This window comes from Streptomyces sp. NPDC006516 (assembly GCF_040611875.1).
Lineage (GTDB): Bacteria > Actinomycetota > Actinomycetes > Streptomycetales > Streptomycetaceae > Streptomyces.
The window spans coordinates 1-15,916 of the sequence record NZ_JBEXPD010000002.1; the positions used below are offsets into that span (position 1 = coordinate 1).

13 protein-coding genes are annotated in these 15,916 nt (G+C 70.0%); 3 read left to right on the forward strand and 10 right to left on the reverse strand.

The genetic code is table 11. From position 1 onward, the window contains the following. Nucleotides 1-130: 130 nt before the first annotated feature. Nucleotides 131-1,123 carry a GntR family transcriptional regulator gene (locus ABZY45_RS05960; protein WP_356736631.1) on the reverse strand — a complete coding sequence of 331 codons (993 nt, stop codon included), beginning with the start codon at nt 1,121-1,123 and terminating at the stop codon, nt 131-133. A gap of 159 nt (nt 1,124-1,282) precedes the next feature. Here ABZY45_RS05960 and ABZY45_RS05965 point away from each other — a divergent pair, with 159 nt between their 5' ends. From ABZY45_RS05965 to ABZY45_RS05975, 3 genes are all read left to right on the forward strand, one after another. Continuing rightward, on the forward strand, nt 1,283-2,383 hold the full coding sequence (locus ABZY45_RS05965; protein ID WP_356736633.1) for an FAD-dependent monooxygenase: 1,101 nt from the start codon (nt 1,283-1,285) through the stop codon (nt 2,381-2,383). A 54-nt stretch (nt 2,384-2,437) separates the two neighbouring features. Beyond that, nucleotides 2,438-2,986: a GNAT family N-acetyltransferase gene (locus tag ABZY45_RS05970; protein WP_356736635.1), complete on the forward strand. Its 549-nt coding sequence runs from the start codon at nt 2,438-2,440 to the stop codon at nt 2,984-2,986. 86 nt (nt 2,987-3,072) lie between these two features. Continuing rightward, on the forward strand, nt 3,073-3,612 hold the full coding sequence (locus tag ABZY45_RS05975) for a GNAT family N-acetyltransferase (RefSeq protein WP_356736637.1): 540 nt from the start codon (nt 3,073-3,075) through the stop codon (nt 3,610-3,612). Between the two features lie 128 nt (nt 3,613-3,740). Here the strand turns inward: ABZY45_RS05975 and ABZY45_RS05980 are convergent, their stop codons facing one another. The 9 genes from ABZY45_RS05980 to ABZY45_RS06020 form a co-directional block, all read right to left on the reverse strand. Further along, a complete protein-coding gene (locus tag ABZY45_RS05980; protein ID WP_356736639.1) occupies nt 3,741-5,366 on the reverse strand; it encodes a type VI secretion protein in 1,626 nt (541 codons plus the stop codon). 1 nt (nt 5,367) lies between these two features. After that, nucleotides 5,368-6,786, reverse strand: a complete 1,419-nt coding sequence (locus tag ABZY45_RS05985) for an ATP-binding protein (RefSeq protein WP_356736641.1) — start codon at nt 6,784-6,786, stop codon at nt 5,368-5,370. Nucleotides 6,787-6,804: 18 nt separating this feature from the next. Next, nucleotides 6,805-8,355, reverse strand: a complete 1,551-nt coding sequence (locus ABZY45_RS05990) for an SCO6880 family protein (protein ID WP_356736643.1) — start codon at nt 8,353-8,355, stop codon at nt 6,805-6,807. After that, nucleotides 8,352-9,677: a hypothetical protein gene (locus ABZY45_RS05995; protein WP_356736645.1), complete on the reverse strand. Its 1,326-nt coding sequence runs from the start codon at nt 9,675-9,677 to the stop codon at nt 8,352-8,354. Before ABZY45_RS05995 ends, ABZY45_RS05990 begins: the two co-directional genes overlap by 4 nt. Beyond that, nucleotides 9,667-10,539: a hypothetical protein gene (locus ABZY45_RS06000; RefSeq protein WP_356736647.1), complete on the reverse strand. Its 873-nt coding sequence runs from the start codon at nt 10,537-10,539 to the stop codon at nt 9,667-9,669. Before ABZY45_RS06000 ends, ABZY45_RS05995 begins: the two co-directional genes overlap by 11 nt. A 190-nt stretch (nt 10,540-10,729) precedes the next feature. Next, the gene (locus ABZY45_RS06005) at nt 10,730-11,038 is read right to left on the reverse strand and encodes a hypothetical protein (protein WP_014047394.1); all 309 of its coding nucleotides are present in this window, start codon (nt 11,036-11,038) and stop codon (nt 10,730-10,732) included. A gap of 370 nt (nt 11,039-11,408) precedes the next feature. After that, entirely contained in the window at nt 11,409-12,110 is a 702-nt protein-coding gene (locus ABZY45_RS06010) for a DUF402 domain-containing protein (RefSeq protein ID WP_356736649.1), read from the reverse strand. Beyond that, a complete protein-coding gene (locus ABZY45_RS06015; protein ID WP_356736651.1) occupies nt 12,107-13,075 on the reverse strand; it encodes an aldo/keto reductase in 969 nt (322 codons plus the stop codon). The genes ABZY45_RS06010 and ABZY45_RS06015 overlap by 4 nt, the downstream gene beginning before the upstream one ends. Nucleotides 13,076-13,177: 102 nt before the next feature. Then, the gene (locus tag ABZY45_RS06020) at nt 13,178-15,751 is read right to left on the reverse strand and encodes a polysaccharide lyase family 8 super-sandwich domain-containing protein (protein WP_356736653.1); all 2,574 of its coding nucleotides are present in this window, start codon (nt 15,749-15,751) and stop codon (nt 13,178-13,180) included. Between the last annotated feature and the right edge of the window lie 165 nt (nt 15,752-15,916).

Genomic DNA, 15,916 nt, shown 5'->3' on the forward strand with positions numbered 1-15,916 from the left:
GGGGGGACCCTGTGGGAGAGTAGGACGCCGCCGAACAATTATTCCGGGAAAGCCCCGTGCCCTTGTGGCACGGGGCTTTTCTGCGTTCCAGAGGCCTCTGGGGCCCACGGCGCGGGGCCCCACAGTGTTGCTATCTGTTGGGCTCACCTCCGCCGGCTTCGATCGTCGGGGTCAGTCCGTCGAGGAGAGCCTTGAGGCCGAGCTCGAAGAGGTTGTCGAGGCGGAGGTCGTAGCCGTCGCCGAAGGACGCGACCACGCGCGCGAAGGTCGGAAAGCGGCCGGAATCGGCAAGGCTCTGGAGCTCCGTGGCGCGACTGTCCATCCACTGGTCCTCGGACTGGCCGGTGGTCGCCGCCGCGTGCGCCTCCCGCTCCAGATGGACCGCCAGCCCCTGGACGTGGCTGTAGAGCAGGACGTGGATGTCGAACAGTGTGGTGGGGTCGAGGCCGTGGCCGTCGAGGGCGCTCAGTGACCATTCGCCGTGCACCATCAGGTTGGGCACGAGCAACGGGCGGGTGAGCGACTCCAGCTGGGCCAGCCACGGGTGGCGCCGGTGGAGGGTCCACAGCGTCCGGGCACCGAGTTCCGCTCGGGCACGCCAGCCCGTCGGCGCCGTGGCCGGGTAGAACTGCTCGCCGTAGGCCGCGTCCGCCATGAGCAGGATGAGTTCGTCCTTGCTGGTCACGTACCGGTACGGAGACATCGCGGCGACGCCGAGCCGGGAGGCGATGCCCCGCATCGAGAGGGCCGAGAGACCTTCGGAGTCCGCCATGTCGATGGCGGTGCGCACGATCCGGTCCAGGGTGAGTTCCTGCTCGGCGGGAGGCTGCGTGGGGGAGCCGGCGGACGGGCCCTGGGGCCGGCGCCCGCGGGTCCGTGCCGTCGTCGGTGCAGCTGCCACCACCGTGCCCGTACGCGGTTTCGTCTCGACGGCTCCCTCCATGCGGAGGGTGGTCAGGGCCTTGGTGGCGGTGGCGAGCGCCACGCCCCAGTCCCTGGCGATCTGCCGGGTGGAGGGCACGCGGTCCCCGGGGGCGAGTTCACCCGCGCTGATGCGTCGCCGGATCTCGGAGGCGATGCGCAGGTACGGCGGCTCGTCCCGCAGGGATGTGATGTCGGTCACGTGAAGTCTCTTTCTTCTGCTGTACTAGTGCAGCCCGGAGCCGCGCCGATGGTGGCTGCAGGGCCCCTGTCCTAGTGCAGGCGCGTGTATGGCCTCCTGGTGCGGGGCCGCGCGTACGCCGTACGTTCAGCTGAGTACAGCGTACGAGAGGAGCTTCTGATGCGCACTGTTCTCATCTCCGGCGGAGGAATCGCCGGGCCCGCTCTGGCCTACTGGCTGCACCGTCATGGGTTCGCGGTCACCGTCGTCGAGCGGGGGCCCGGGCTGCGGCCCGGCGGACAGGCCGTGGACGTGCGGGGAGTCGCGCTCGATGTGATCGAGCGGATGGGCCTGCTGGAGCCGGCGCGAAAGGTACGTACCCGTATGCGGGGCATGTCGGTGCTCGATCCCGAAGGGAAGGAGATCCACCGTTCCACCGAGTCCACCTACAGCAGCGGCCGACTGGACGGCGAGGACATCGAAGTGCTGCGTGAGGACCTGGTGCACCTGGTGTACGAGCGCACGCGGGGTGATGTGGAGTACGTCTTCGGGGACACCGTCACCGTGCTGGACGAGGACGAGAGCGGCGTGCGGGTGGAGTTCGCCCGCGGGGTGCCCCGCACCTTCGATGTCGTCGTGGGCGCCGACGGACTGCACTCGACGGTGCGAGGGCTGGTCTTCGGGCCCGAGGATCGCTTCGCGCACCACCTCGGCAGCTACCTGTCGGTGTTCAGCGCGGAGAACTTCCTCGGTCTGGAGGACTGGCAGGTCTGGCTTCGCGACGGCGATGCCGGCTTCGGCATCATGCCCGTACGCGACAACGCCGAGGTCAGGGTCGCGTTCGGTTTCGAGTCCGCCCCGCTCGCCCGTGACACGGATGCGCTCCGCCGTCTTGTCACGGAGCGGCTAGCGGCGCTGAGCTGGGAGGGGCGGCGGCTTGCCGAAGCCGCTGCTGCCGCGCCGGACTTCTACTGCGACGCCATGGCGCAGATCCGGATGGACCGCTGGTCGAAGGGCAGGGTGACCCTGCTCGGTGATGCCGGCTACTGCCCTTCGCCGCTTTCGGGTCAGGGCACCAGCCTGGCACTCGTAGGCGCTCATGTGCTGGCCGACTGCCTCGCGGGGGCGCCAGGAGACCACCGGGCCGCGTTCGTCCGCTACGAGGAGCGGATGCGCGCCTTCGTCAGGCTGAATCAGGCGCTGGCCACCGAGAACCCTGGCGGGCCTGCCCCCGAGGCCTCCGTCGACCGTGCCAAGAACGCTGTGTCGCTGGAGGACTGAGGCCCGGGTCGATTTCGTTTGCCGAGTCGGGGACGGCGGGGGCACGATCGGCGTATGGACTACGTCGTGCGTGCGGTGCGGGCAGAGGAGTGGGCGCGGGCCAGGGAGCTACGGCTGGAGGCGCTGCGGGATCCGGTGGCGCACCTCGCCTTCCTGGAGACCTACGAGCAGGCGCGAACCAGGCCGGACGAGTTCTGGCAGCAGCGGACGGCGCGTGCTGCCGAGGGGGTGCACAGCCGTCAGTTCATCGCCGAGGGGCCCGAAGGGCAGTGGGCGGGGACCGTGTCGGTCCTCGTCGAGCGGCCCGGGGGCGAGCCGGGATTCGGGGAGGCGGCGGAGGTGGACCAGACGCATGTGGTGGGGGTGTACGTCCGCCCCGGGCACCGGGGGCGAGGGGTGGTCGACGCGCTCTTCCGGGAGGCGATCGACTGGTCCTGGTCTCTGGTAGACCCGCCGGTGGAACGGATTCGGCTCCACGTCCACGAGGACAACGCGCGTGCCGCGGCGTCCTACCGGAGGATCGGCTTCGTCCCGTCCGGGCAGACGATGCCCATGGGTGATGATCCGGAGGCTCTGGAGTTGGAGTTCGAGATCCGCCGCTAGTGCTGTGACCGCGTTCGGTTCTCCCGGGGTGGCACCTGCGGGAAAAGCGATTGCCCTGAGGCCGGGGGTCACATTGGCTGGGTTGCATGGCTGAACTTCGTACCGATCGCCTCGTCCTCCGTCGATGGCGGGACTCCGACCTTGGACCGTGGGCGGCGATGAATGCCGATCCCGAAGTGCGGGAGCATTTGGGCGACCTGCTCGACCGCGAACAGAGCGATGCCTCCGTGGCACGGTTCCAGGCCGAGTTCGAGCAGCGGGGCTACGGGTGGTGGGCGGTAGAGGTGCAGGCCACGGGCGAGTTCATCGGCTTCGCGGGCTTGGACCAGGTCGATGACTACATGCCGTTCACCGGGGTCGAGATCGGCTGGCGGCTCGCCCGCCCGGCTTGGGGCCAGGGCTACGCCACCGAGGCCGCGCTGCGTGTTCTGGCTTACGGCTTCGACGCTCTTGAGCTCCCCGAGATCCTTGCCGTGACGACGGCTTCCAACCTCCGTTCCCAGGCGGTGATGCGCCGGATCGGCATGACCCGAGAGCCGGCCGAAGACTTCGACGACCCCACCGTGCCCGAGGGGCCACTGCGTCCGAACGTGGTGTACCGCATCGCGCGCGGTACGAGCATCTGACGTGCTGCGCCGGGCCGTTCGATCAGGCCCCGTGGGAGTGCCGGCGTTCGGCCCGGCCTGGTTGTGGCGGAGCGGGGGCGTCCCGCGAAGCCGTGCGGTCAGAAGCACCTGAGGGCCGGTTCACGGCGTCAGGGAGTCGGCAAGCGCTCCTGCCACCGGGCGCGGGCCTGTTCCTCGGAGCGGAGCAGGACCAGGGCGGGCATCCCCTGGTCCTGGCCGGCTGAGAGCAGCTCCGGAAGCTGGGGGAGTGGCGCCACGGCGGCGACGTCGTCCAGGACGAGCGTCATTGGTGGGTCGAGCCGACCGTCGGTTGACCGTGCGGCCATGCGGCGGCCGTGCTCGACCACGTGCGAGGCGAGTGCGGTGAGCAGGGGCATCGCACCGGGGTGGTGGCGGGGATCCTCGATGGGTTCACCGACCACATAGAGCGTTCCCCCCTCGCGGGCAAATGATTCCAGCACGAGCGCATCGGCTCGGTTGGGTGTGCAGGCCTCGCGGATGTGGACCGAGGAGAGAGCCGCGAAGGCCCGTACCGTCAGCTCCTGGGCGATCTCCCGGCGTTCGGGATAGGCGGTGAGCGCGGACTCCAGCAGGCCGGCGAGTCCGGAGGCGGCCTTGGGGTGGGTACGCAGCAGGCGCACCGGTTCGTGGGCGCCGGATCCGGAGGCCCAGCGGTGGACCTGCCGGAAGGGCCGGCCGTCAACGGCGGCGGCGTGCAGCCAGCACTGCAGGAGGGTCTGCGCGGTGTCGGCCACCGCCGCGTCAGCCCTGGCCGGGGGGCGTACGGGGGTGAGGAGTGCGGCGGACCGCGCCGCCGCCGTGGCGGGGTCCTCGCAACCGGCGGTCGGGGACCAGTGAAGGCGGTCCGGGGTGTCGCAGAGGTGCCCCGGGTCGTAGACGAGGACCGGCCCCAGCTTGCTGCGGGCGTCCTTCGTCTCGGCCCAGACGCTGGGGTCCGAGGTGACGACGAGTGCGGGGCCGTCAGCGTCCCGGATGGCCTGGACGACCGCGGGGCGGCGGGTGGCGGAAGCGCCGTACAGGACGTGGGGGCCGCGGGGCGTGGGGACGACGGCCGGGGCGGCGGGATCAGGCAGGTACGCGGCGACGGGGGCCCCTTCCGCGGGGGCTGCGGGCGTCACCTCGACGGCGGCGGGCTGCCTGGCGGCCGTAGGCCGAGTGCGTACGGGCTGCCGCTCCGGGGCGAAGCTCCGGTCTTCGTCGTACTGCCGGCCGCGACCGGTCACGCGGTCGTGATCGTCTGCTGGTTCCCGGCGGGGCCCCCGGTCGTACTCGTAGGCCCGTTCCCTGCCCGGTCTCCGTTCGCCGGCCGGTCCCCGGTCGTGCTCCTGGCCGAGCTCCTCGTGCGGTTCGTGCGAGGACGCGGCCTTGCGGTTCCGGACCAGTCGATACCGGGTCACGACGCCCGCCACGAAGACCGCCAGGACCAGCATCACCATCGTCTCGCCGATGAACAGGCCCCAGAACAGGCCGTATCCGGAGAGCTCACCCCGTGGGGTGTCCGGCCAGGCGCCCGGCAGGTCCGTCGGTTCGACGGCCAGGGCGCGGAGGGCCAGGGGCGTCCGTGCGAAGCTCACGCCGCCGGGCCAGGCCCCGTGGGCGAACAGCCCTGCCAGGCCGGTGGCCGTCCAGGCGAGGACCGTGAGCCCGAACAGGAAGACCAGGAGGCCGATCAGCAGGCCGTCCGGGATACCGCCCTCGCTGCGCCCCGTGCCGGGTGCTGCCTGGCGTGCCATCTCATGCCACCGTCGACTCGGACGACTCGTTCAGCCGTTGCTGGTGCTCGATCCGTGCCGCTCGCTGCTCCGCCTCCAGCTCCGCGGCTCGTACGTCCTCGGGGAGCAGGTCCGCCGTCGAGCCCTCGGTCATCGCGCGGTCGGTGAAGACCAGGGGGCGTTCGGCCTCGGTGATCAGGTGTTTGACGACCTGGACGTTGCCGTTGACGTCCCATACGGCGATGCCCGGAGTCAGCGTGGGGATGATCTCGACCGCCCATCGGGGCAGGCCGATGACCTTGCCCGTCGCTCTGGCCTCGTCGGCTTTCTGGGCGTAGATCGTGCGGGTCGAGGCCATCTTGAGGATGGCTGCCGCTTCCTTCGCCGCCGCTCCGTCGACGACGTCGCTGAGGTGGTGGACGACCGCCACGAAGGACAGACCGAGGCGGCGCCCGAACTTCAGCAGTCGCTGGAAGAGCTGAGCGACGAACGGGGAGTTGATGATGTGCCAGGCCTCCTCGACCAGGAAGATGCGCTTCTTCCGGTCGGGCCTGATCCAGGTGTGTTCCAGCCATACGCCGACGATCGCCATGAGGATCGGCATCGCGATGGAGTTGCGGTCGATGTGCGAGAGGTCGAAGACGATCAGCGGGGCGTCGAGGTCGATGCCGATGGTGGTCGGTCCGTCGAACATGCCGCGCAGGTCACCGTCGACGAGCCGGTCCAGGACGAGGGCGACGTCCAGGCCCCAGGCGCGTACGTCGTCTATGTCGACGTTCATCGCCTCCGCGGACTCGGGCTTCGGGTGCCGCAGTTGTTCCACGATGTCCATCAGGACCGGCTGGCGCTCGGTGATGATCTCGTTGACGTACGCGTGCGCGACCTTGAGGGCGAAGCCGGACCGCTCGTCGAGGCCATGGCCCATGGCGACCTCGATGATCGTGCGGAGCAGGGCCAGCTGGCCCGTCGTCGTGATCGAGGGGTCGAGGGGGTTGAGGCGGATCCCGTCGTTGAGCGCGGCGGTCGGGTCGAGCCGGATGGGCGTGATGCCCAGCTCCTGGGCGATGAGGTTCCACTCGCCGACACCGTCCTCGCCCTGGGCGTCGAGGACGACGACCTGACGGTCGCGGAAGCGGAGCTGGCGGAGTACGTACGTCTTCTCCAGCGCCGACTTGCCGTTGCCGGACTCGCCGAGTACCAGCCAGTGCGGGGCGGGGAGCTGCTGGCCGTACAGCTGGAAGGGGTCGTAGATGTAGCCCTTGCCCGAATACACCTCACGCCCGATGATCACGCCGGAGTCGCCGAGACCGGGGGCGGCGGTCGGCAGGTAGACGGCCTGGGCCTGGCCCGTCGACGTACGCACCGGCAGCCTGGTCGTCTCCACCTTCCCGAAGAGGAAGGCGGTGAAGGCATCCGACAACGCGGACAGCGGATCTCGCATGGCGTGACTGCCCTCTCGTTAGCGTCGGATGCCGGTGGCGAACGGCAAGGTGTTCACGAAGGCGCGGTGGTGCTCGCGGTCGCACCACTCGAGCTTCAGATACGACTTGCCGGCCGAGGCCCGGATCGTCCGCTTGTCGCGGGCGAGGGCTTCGGGGGACCGGGACGACACGGTGATGTACCCCACCAGGTTCACCCCGGCCGCGCCGCTCGCCAGATCTTCACCCCGCTGGTCGAGCCGGCCGTGGGCGGCGATGTCGCGCGGGTCGACCGTGCGGTTCATCTTGGCCTGGCGGCTCGCCTCGGCGTCGTCGTTGGTCTTCTCCGTCAGCATCCGCTCGATGGCCACCTCGGTGGGTTCGAGGTCCATGCAGACCGCGACCGTACGGATGACGTCGGGCGTGTGGACGAGGAGCGGGGCGAGGAAGTTGACGCCGACGGGGGTCATCGGCCATTCCTTCACCCAGGCCGTGGAGTGGCACCAGGGGGCGCGGGTCGTCGACTCACGGGTCTTGGCCTGGAGGAACGTCGGTTCGACCGCGTCCAGTTCGGCCGGCCAGGCGTTGCGCTTCGTCATCGCCTGGATGTGGTCGATGGGGTGGTCCGGGTCGTACATCGAGTGGACGAGCGAGGCCAGGCGGCTCTGGCCGAGCGGCTGGCGGACCCGGATGTCCGCCTCCGCGAGACGGGCGCAGATGTCGGTCAGCTCGCGCGCCATGACGACGGCGAGGCCAGCGTCACGGTCGATCTTCCGGCCGCCCTGGGGACGCATGGCACGGGCCATGGCGTTGGCCTCGGCGGCCAGCTCGCGGCTGTAGTGCATGCAGGCGACGAGATAGGCGCGGTGCTGCTCGCTGGAGGTGGAGACCATCGACTGGAGCTGGTCGTACGAATCCTGGAGCCAGCCGGGGGCGGACCGGTCGCCTCGCTGGGCGACGTCCTTGGCGTGTGCGTCGGGGTCGGCCGGGAGGGTGCGGGCCAGCATCTGCAGCCGGGTCACGAAGCCGTCGCCGTTGGCCACGTGCTTGAGGAGGGTGCCGAAGCGGTCGACCAGGGCTTCCTGGTCCTCGCTGTCTCGCAGGCCGACTCCGGGGCCCTCGATCTCGATGGCGGCGGTGACCGTGCGGCGGTCGGCGTGCAGCAGGACGGCGATCTCGTCGGGGCCGAACGGTGCGGCCAGCCAGCTGATCCGGCCGATGCCGGGCGGGGGGCCGATCTCCACCTCACGCCCGTCGCCGCGCACCCCTGCCTCCATGGCGGCGGAGCGGTAGGTGGTGCCCTGGCGCAGGGTGCGCTTGAAGCTGCGGTTGATCTCGAACCACTTGTAGAAGGTGCGGCCCTTGTAGGGGACGTACACGACGGCCAGGGCCAGCATGGGGAAGCCCATGAGCGCCACGATCCGCAGGGAGAGGACCGGGACGAGGAGGCCGCTCATCATGCCGAGGAACGCACCGGCGATGATCAGCGCGATCTCGCCCGTCTCACGGTTCTTGCCGACGATCGCGTTCGGCCGGGCGCGGCCGATGAGATACGTACGGCGGGGCGCGATCGTGTGGGACTGGGTCGTCAACGCCCTCCACCTCCTGTGCTCGTGTTACCTGTGCTGCCTGAACCGCCTGCTCGCGAGGAGCGGCTGCCGTGGGGGGTGCCGGAGGTGGGGCCGGACGCGCTGCGGGGCGAGGGTGCGCTCCCCCCGCCGGAGGTGCGGGAGCTGTGAGCGGCGACGCCACCGCTGGCCGGGTTGGCGGGCCGTGCGCCGCCGCCTCCGCCACCGCCCTCGCCGCCACGTCCGCTGTGGGTCTTGATGCCCTGGGAGACCAGAGCGGCGGGCGAGCTGATCAGGGCGGCGGCCTGGGAGCCGTCGGTGGCCTGCTTGCGATTGGTGCGGGCACCCTGGATCTCGTCGCCGAAGCCGGGCACGAAGCGGTAGATCATGGCGGAGGCGAAGATCGCCAGCAGGATGATGGCGAGGCCGGACACGACGGCCGAGAAGGCGTTGGGCCCGTCGTCGGCGGAGAGCGCCCCGGCGAGCCCGAGCACGATCACGATGACCGGCTTCACCATGATCACAGCGATCATGATGCCCGCCCAGCGGCGGACGTGGCCCCACATGTTCTTGTCGACGAGCCCGGAGTAGACGACGACCCCGAGCAGGGCTCCCACGTAGAGCAGGGCGGCCCGGATCACGAGCTCCAGCCAGAGGATGCCGGCGGCGAGGATCGACACGAGCGAGACGACGATCAGCATGATCGGCCCGCCGCCGATGTCGGTGCCCTTCTTGAGCGCCTCGGCGAACGACCCGAAGAAGACGTCGGTCTGCCCGCCGGTCGCCGCGGCGATGACCTCGGTGACCCCGTCGGTGGCCGAGACCACCACGTAGAGGATGAGCGGGGTGAAGGCCGAGGCCAGGACCGTGAGCCAGAGGAAACCGATGGCTTCGGAGATCGCGGTGGTGAACGGCACGCCCCTGATGGCGCGCTTGGCCACGGCGAAGAGCCACAGGACCAGGGTGAGGATGGTGGACGCGGCGAAGACGACGGCGTACTGCGTGCGGAAGGTGGAGTTGGTGAAGTCGACGGTCGCCGTGCTCTCCACGGCCTCGCTGAGCTTGCCGACGAGGTAGGCGGCGGCGTCGGCGCAGCCGCGGGCGAGGGAGGTGAGGGGGTCCAGGGCGTCGTCGGTGACGGTGGGGGTGGTGCGGGCGCTTCCACCGGCTTCGCCCTCGCAGTAGTCCTTGGCGGGACCGACGATGAGGTCACACTTGTCTTGATCAGAAGGGGTCGGGGTTGGAGAGGGGGCTGCTGCTGCGCGGGCCGCCAGGACGATCAGTGCTGCTGGGAGACTTGCCAGGACAGCGCCGACCTTGAGTGCCAAGCGTGAACTAACGGGCATATGTGAACCCTCCGTACTCCTCGACAGCCTTGGCGATCTCGTCGGCATCGGAAGCTGTGCGGTCGGTGTTCACAGGAGCTGGGCCGTCCTTCTGGGAAAAGCTGTCGACCTTCCAGTCCTCGCCTGTCCACCGGAGCGCCAGCGTCATGGTGAACCAGTCGTTGCTCACAGGGTTGGTCGAGCTGACTCCTGCCGTTCCGAAAACGCCGGTGCACCAGACTTCCACCGTGGCGGATGAGTCGGTGGAGGCGGTCGTCTTCGTCCCGACCGGGGCAGTCCTGGAGACGTAGGTCATGCCCGGGGCCGCAATGCCCTTCTCGTCCAAGCCCACCTTGTCGAGAAAGTTCTTGTCGTAGGCCTGATCGAACTTGGCTTCGAGTTCGGCCACCCTCTCGGGGATAAAAATCTGCCGCACGATCTCGCTGCGGCGATCAGGCTGGAGGATCTCGGCAGAGACCAACGCCACCGCGTAGTTCGCCGCCGCGCTCTGCGCGCCCTGTTCGTCGTGCGCGAAGCCGGCCGCGATCGTGCCGTTCTTGCCCTGGACCGGCTTCGTGCCAGTGGCGGCGGTGGGGCCTGCTCCGGCGGCTTCGGGCTTCTTCTCGTTGCCGCTGCCCGAGCCGTCGCTCCCGCCGCCCTGGTTCGCGAACGCGATGGCTGCGATCAGCAGCACCACCACGCCCACAGCCATGATCAGCGAGCGGGAGTTCCGCGCGGGCCGGCGGCCGTAGCCGTCGCCGTCGTCGCCGCCTCCGGGCAGCCGCGTGCGCGTCTGTCGTGTCCCGCCCAGGGTGCTGTACGCATCGTCCGTACGGCCCCCCGCGTCGTTGCCGCCGTAGCCGCGCTCATCGCCCTGGCTCATGCCGCGTACGCCCCCTCGGCCGTGTGCTGTTCCGCGTGGTACGACCGTAGTGGTGCTGGTTTCCGCGTGGATGCGGTGTGGTGACTCGACATCAGGGAACGCAACCTCTGCCGGTGGGCACGACGGATGGATGGTGTGGGTGGACGGGGACGGCCCGGTGTCCGTTACCGGGCGCAGGGCCGGCGGTGGGTCAGACAGCCATGCCGTACACGATGGTGAACAGCGTGCCCAGTGATCCGATGATGAAGACGCCGGTCAGGCCCGCGACGATCAGGCCCTTGCCCTGCTCGGCGCTGAAGGTGTCGCGCAGCGCCGTCGCGCCGATGCGCTGTTTCGCCGCACCCCAGATCGCGATGCCGAGGCAGAGCAGGATGGCGACCGCCATCACCACCTCGATCATGATGCGTGCCTCATTGCCCAGGGTCCCGAACGGCCCCCAGTTCGGGGCGATTCCGCCGATGATGGTGGTGATGTCGCCCTTTTCCGCTGCCAGGATCATGTAAGTCACCGCCCCTGTTGGGTAGTTCGCCGCCCGCGCCGTGCGACACGAGTCGGTCTCTATCTTCGCTGATGAAACCGGCATCGCACGACGCCTTCCCGGGTCTCTTTACCCGGATCTCGCACGTTTGACCGGAGAAGCCGCCCTGACCTGCGGCTCGTGTGGAGATCTGCCCGCATATGCATGGTTACTCTGTGTATCACGCTGGGTGACCGCTAGCAACGACGGTGGCCATGGGTTCCCGATGCGGTTGATGCGTTCACGGCCGGCGTGGCGTTCGTACGCGCTGTTCGAGAGCCGTGAGCGCGCCGGTGGCTTCCACTCGACGCGTCATCAGGTCGCGCGCGGGGAAGCCTCGTCGCGATGGGGGTCAGAGCACCGTGCGGGCAGGGGCGGCGGGGAGCGGTGGGGTCGCCCAGTGGGCGGGTGGCTTGAATTCGCGCCAGGAGCCGTCGAAGGGGAAGGCTTTCGCTTCGGCGAGCCGTGCCACTTGTTCGCCCTCGGCGCGTATCGCCGCCGCCTCGTGCGCCGACCAGTAGGCCGGGTGGCCCGTCTTCTCGGCGAACGACCGCTCGTCCTTCCATCGCCATCTGCGGTCCGGGGCGACGGTGATGTCCAGCTCGTGGTCGGTGACGTCGATGTCGTCGCCGTGGTGGGACCGGTGCTCGAGGTTCACGTACCAGCCGCGGAATTTCTGCTTCCGCCCGAAGAACCAGAACACCGCGTGCCCCGCGCTGAACGGCTGGTGGATGAGCGCGCTGCCCATGGGCCACCGGTCGGCCACCGCCGGATACCCCTGGGCCGGGCGGTTCTCGGGCGGGATGTCCCGGAGGTGGGCCCCGCGAGGCAGTTCCGTACGCCACATCGGGGTGCCGGTCTCCAGCCACACCAACTGGGCCGCGTCTGTGCGTTCGACCAGGCGCACGGGCACGGAGCTGCTCAGGTGGCCGCCGATGAAGAGGTTCCAGCGAAGAATCCGCCCCGCAACGGACCCGTCGCCGCCCCCGCCCTCCTTGCCGCTCCCGCCCTCTCCACTGTCCCCGCCCCCGTAGCCGCCCAGGGGCCCGGTCATGGCGTCAGGAGGGCCAGGTCGTCGGCGGTGAGCCGCAAGGCGCCTGCGGCCACGTTCTCGACGAGGTGGTCCGGGTTGCCGGTACCGGGGATGGCCAGCACATGGGCCCCTTGGTGAAGCGTCCAGGCCAGCCGGATCTGCGCGGGCGTCACGCCGTGGTGACGGGCGACGGTGAGGACCGCATCGGGTTCGGTGCCGGTGACCCCTTCCTCGCGCCCGGCCCCGACGATGGCGAAGAACGGCACGAAGGCGATGCCCTGTTCACCGCAGCTGCGCAGGAAGGCGTGCTCCTCGGCCGGGGCGGCTATGCCGTAGGCGTTCTGCACGCAGACCACGGGCGCGATGCTCCGTGCCTCGGCGAGCTGGTCCGGTGTGGTGTTGGAGATGCCCAGGTGGCGAATGAGGCCGGCTTCGCGGAGGTCGGCCAGGGCGCCGAAGAGTTCGGCGACGGACGTCGATGCCTGGCTCTGCGCGAGGCGCAGGTTCACCACGTCCAGATGGTCGCGGCCGAGCTGCCGCAGATTCTCCTCGACCTGGCCGCGGAGCTGGTCCGGAGTGGCCCAGACCCAGTTGCCGGAAGGGTCGCGGCCGGGACCGACCTTGGTGGTGATGACCAGATCGTCGGGGTACGGGGCGAGCGCGCTGTTGATGAGCTCGTTGGCGGACCGCAGCCGCGAGAAGTAGAAGGCCGCAGTGTCGATGTGGTTCACGCCCAGTTCGACGGCGCGGCGCAGGACCCGCAGGGCGCGGTCCCGGTCGCTGGGTGCGCTGTCGGCGAATGCCGTGCCGTTCTGGGGGAGGCGCATGGAGCCGAAGCCGAGGCGGTTGACCGTCAGGTCGCCGAGCTTCCAGGTGCCGGAGGCCGATGCGGTGACCGTTCCGGATGGTGTTCCGGATGGTGGTGCTGCGGATGGCTTTCGGGATGACGTTTCACGTGGCGGAGATGAAGGTGAGGACGAAGACATCGTCGGATTCTTTCACCGCCCCTGGGAATGGAGCAGGGCCTTTGCTGTCCGCGGTGACCCGTCAGCTGTGCCCCGTCAGCTGTGACCCTCCGTGGTGAGTGTTCAGGGCCTCTCCGTCAGAGTCACCGTGAAGCTGCGGCCGTAGGAGTGGTGGGTGGTGACATCGACGCGGGTGCCGCCGGGGCCACGGCGGACGCGGACCCCGGAGTCGGCCGAGACGGGCCGGAGGTGTCGTCCGTGGAGGGTCACGGACACGGTGTGCCGCATGGTCGTGGGGTCGGAGACGGCGAGGGAGTACGTGCCGCCCTCGCCCCGGCGCAGTACGACCGAGGCGGGGCCGTCGATGGCGAGCCGCCCCGCCCTGTGCTTCCCGGGAGTGAAGGCGTTGGCGGCGGTGATGCCCAGGTGCGCGTGTGCCGCTGCCTGGAGGCGGGCCGTGTTGGACAGCACGGAGAGAGGGCCGTGGGCGTAGGACGCCAGTTGTTCCGCGGAGGCGTTGGGGACCAGGGCGTGGGCCATGGACGCGGGTGGCGCTCCGGCGGCATGTTCGTAGGACAGTGTGAAGACCTGCTTGGTCACCGGGGTGTCCGCGTTCGCGAGACGCACGAGCCGCCGGCTGCGGGTGGCGGTGTCCAGCGCGACGACCGGCGGCGGCCCGGAGAGGAAGACATATCCGACCGTGGTCCGCTGCCCCTCGTCGGCGTATCTCAGCCAGGCGGGCGGGGCGGTTCCGGTCCGCTGCCAGGGCGTCCCGTCGCGGAGCCCGCCGGTGAGGGTGACCGTTGAGGAGGGGGCGGCGATGCGGCTGTCGACCGTGGTGGTCGCCGCGCGGCCCGCCAGACCGCTCACGCCGGCCGAGAGCACGAGGATCTCGTCGTCGAACATGAACCACGACCTGGTGGCGCTCGCGGCACGGTACGCGACGAAGTCCTCGGGGAGCGTTCCCGCCTGCTGTGCGGCGTACGCGGCGTCGTCGGACTGTACGAGGCCGGCCAGCCCGTACGTGCCGAGCCGGGCGCCGCCCGAGAACACGTGGGTGGCACGGGGGAAGTAGACGTAGGCGTTCTGGGACTCGGAGGACGACGTGAAGCCGCGCTCCGGGTTGTCGTACCAGAGGGTGCCGTAGAGCTCGGGGACGCTGCGCCGTGTCTCGACGGGGGCGGTGACCCCCGCGAGGCGGTGGGGCGGGACGGCGGTGAAGTAGTCGATGCCGAACGCCTGTCGCTGGTCGGCCCCGGAGAGGTAGAGGTAGTGGGTGCCGCTCCCTTGGAACCACGGCATCAGATTCTCGCCGTTCATGTATTCGTAGGCGCTGATGCGTGCGGAGCTGCGGGCCAGGGCGAAGGCGTATCCGGGCCGGCGGTGGACGGTCCGGTCCATCGCGTTGAACGCGGTGTGCGAGGAGGCTGGGCCGAGATCCTTCGCGGGTACGGGGGAGTTCAGGAGGTCGGCGTAGCGGGCGATGCTGAGCGGGGAGACGAAGGAGGCCGGATCGAGTCCGGCTTTCGAGGTCTGCCGGACGTACTTGACGTAGCCCGTGAGCGCCTCGGTGTCGGTTGCGGCCGTGTGCGCGGACAGGTCGACGACGGCTTCCACCACGGCGGTGACGTCCGCGTAGCCGGTGCCGGTGCGTGAGACCGCGCGTCCCTTGACGATCTCCATCATCCAGCCCTCGAAGATCAGAGGGGCGAAGCCGTCGGTGACCCAGCCCAGCACGACCTCGACGAGGCTGTTGTCGGGTACGTAGCCGGTGCCGTCGAGGATCTTGACCGTCTGGACGATGCGCGTGAGCAGCCCTTTGCCGTAGGAGCCGGTGTACGCGACGGAGGCGTGCTGGAGGAAGGAGCCGTCCTCGTAGAAGCCGTCGGTGACCCCGTGGCGCGGCCGGTAGGGGTCGACGGTCGAGAAGACGGTCAGCTGGTCGGCGATGGCCTTGGTGATGCGGGACTCGTCGCCGAGCAGGGCGCCTTGGAGGATGCGGTTGGTCGTGATGTCGGCGAGGTTGGCGCCGGTGTGGAAGCGCGAGTCGAGATCGACGTCGCCGTCCCTGCCGTTGCGGAGGTAGGCGTCCATGGAGGCGATGTACGTGGCGGTGAGGCCGGGCCGGCGGGCCGCGAGCTCGTCCCTGAGGAGCACCAGGGTCTTGGTCGCGTAGGCCGGGATCCCGATCTCCCAGTGGAACCAGTTGCCGTAATAACCCGTGGACTGGTCGCCGAACCAGCGGTCGTGGAGCCGGGCCAGCCCGTCGACGACGCGCCGCCGGACGGCCGTCACGTCCTCGGCGGGCACTGAGGGACCGGGCCCGGGGCCGGGGAGGCAGGTGGCGAGAGCGATCTCGTAGAGGTACTGGTACGAGGTGCTCAGGTTGGGGTCGCTCGTCCCGAGCGGTACGCCCGCGAAGAGCTCGTCCGGCCCGGCGCCGTCCATCGCGGTGAGCCGGGCGTGGGCCGTCGTCCGGAGGGAGGCGAGTTTGGGTGCGACCTCGGGGCGGGCGTTGGATTCGGCGGTGCCGGCGAAGACCGCGACGGTGTTACGGAGGAGGGCGGCCGCGTCGCCGTCAGGTGTCGCGGCGGCCGGATCGCGCTCGGGCACCGCCTCGGCCCGTGGCGTCCGCGCCAGGGCCCAGAGGGCGGCGGCGGGTATGACGGACAGTGCGGAACGACGCGAGAGCTCCATCAGCACGCTCCGGAGTCAGGATGCAGGCGCATGTACCCGTACTCGTGGTTCTTGCGGTTCTGGTGGTGCTCGTTGGTTCCCCAGCCAAGCAAGCGGCGCTCGCCGGTGTCAACGGTTGGGTAAGGCCTGTACGACCTGCTGGCCCGGTCCCGGTTGCTGCCCGCT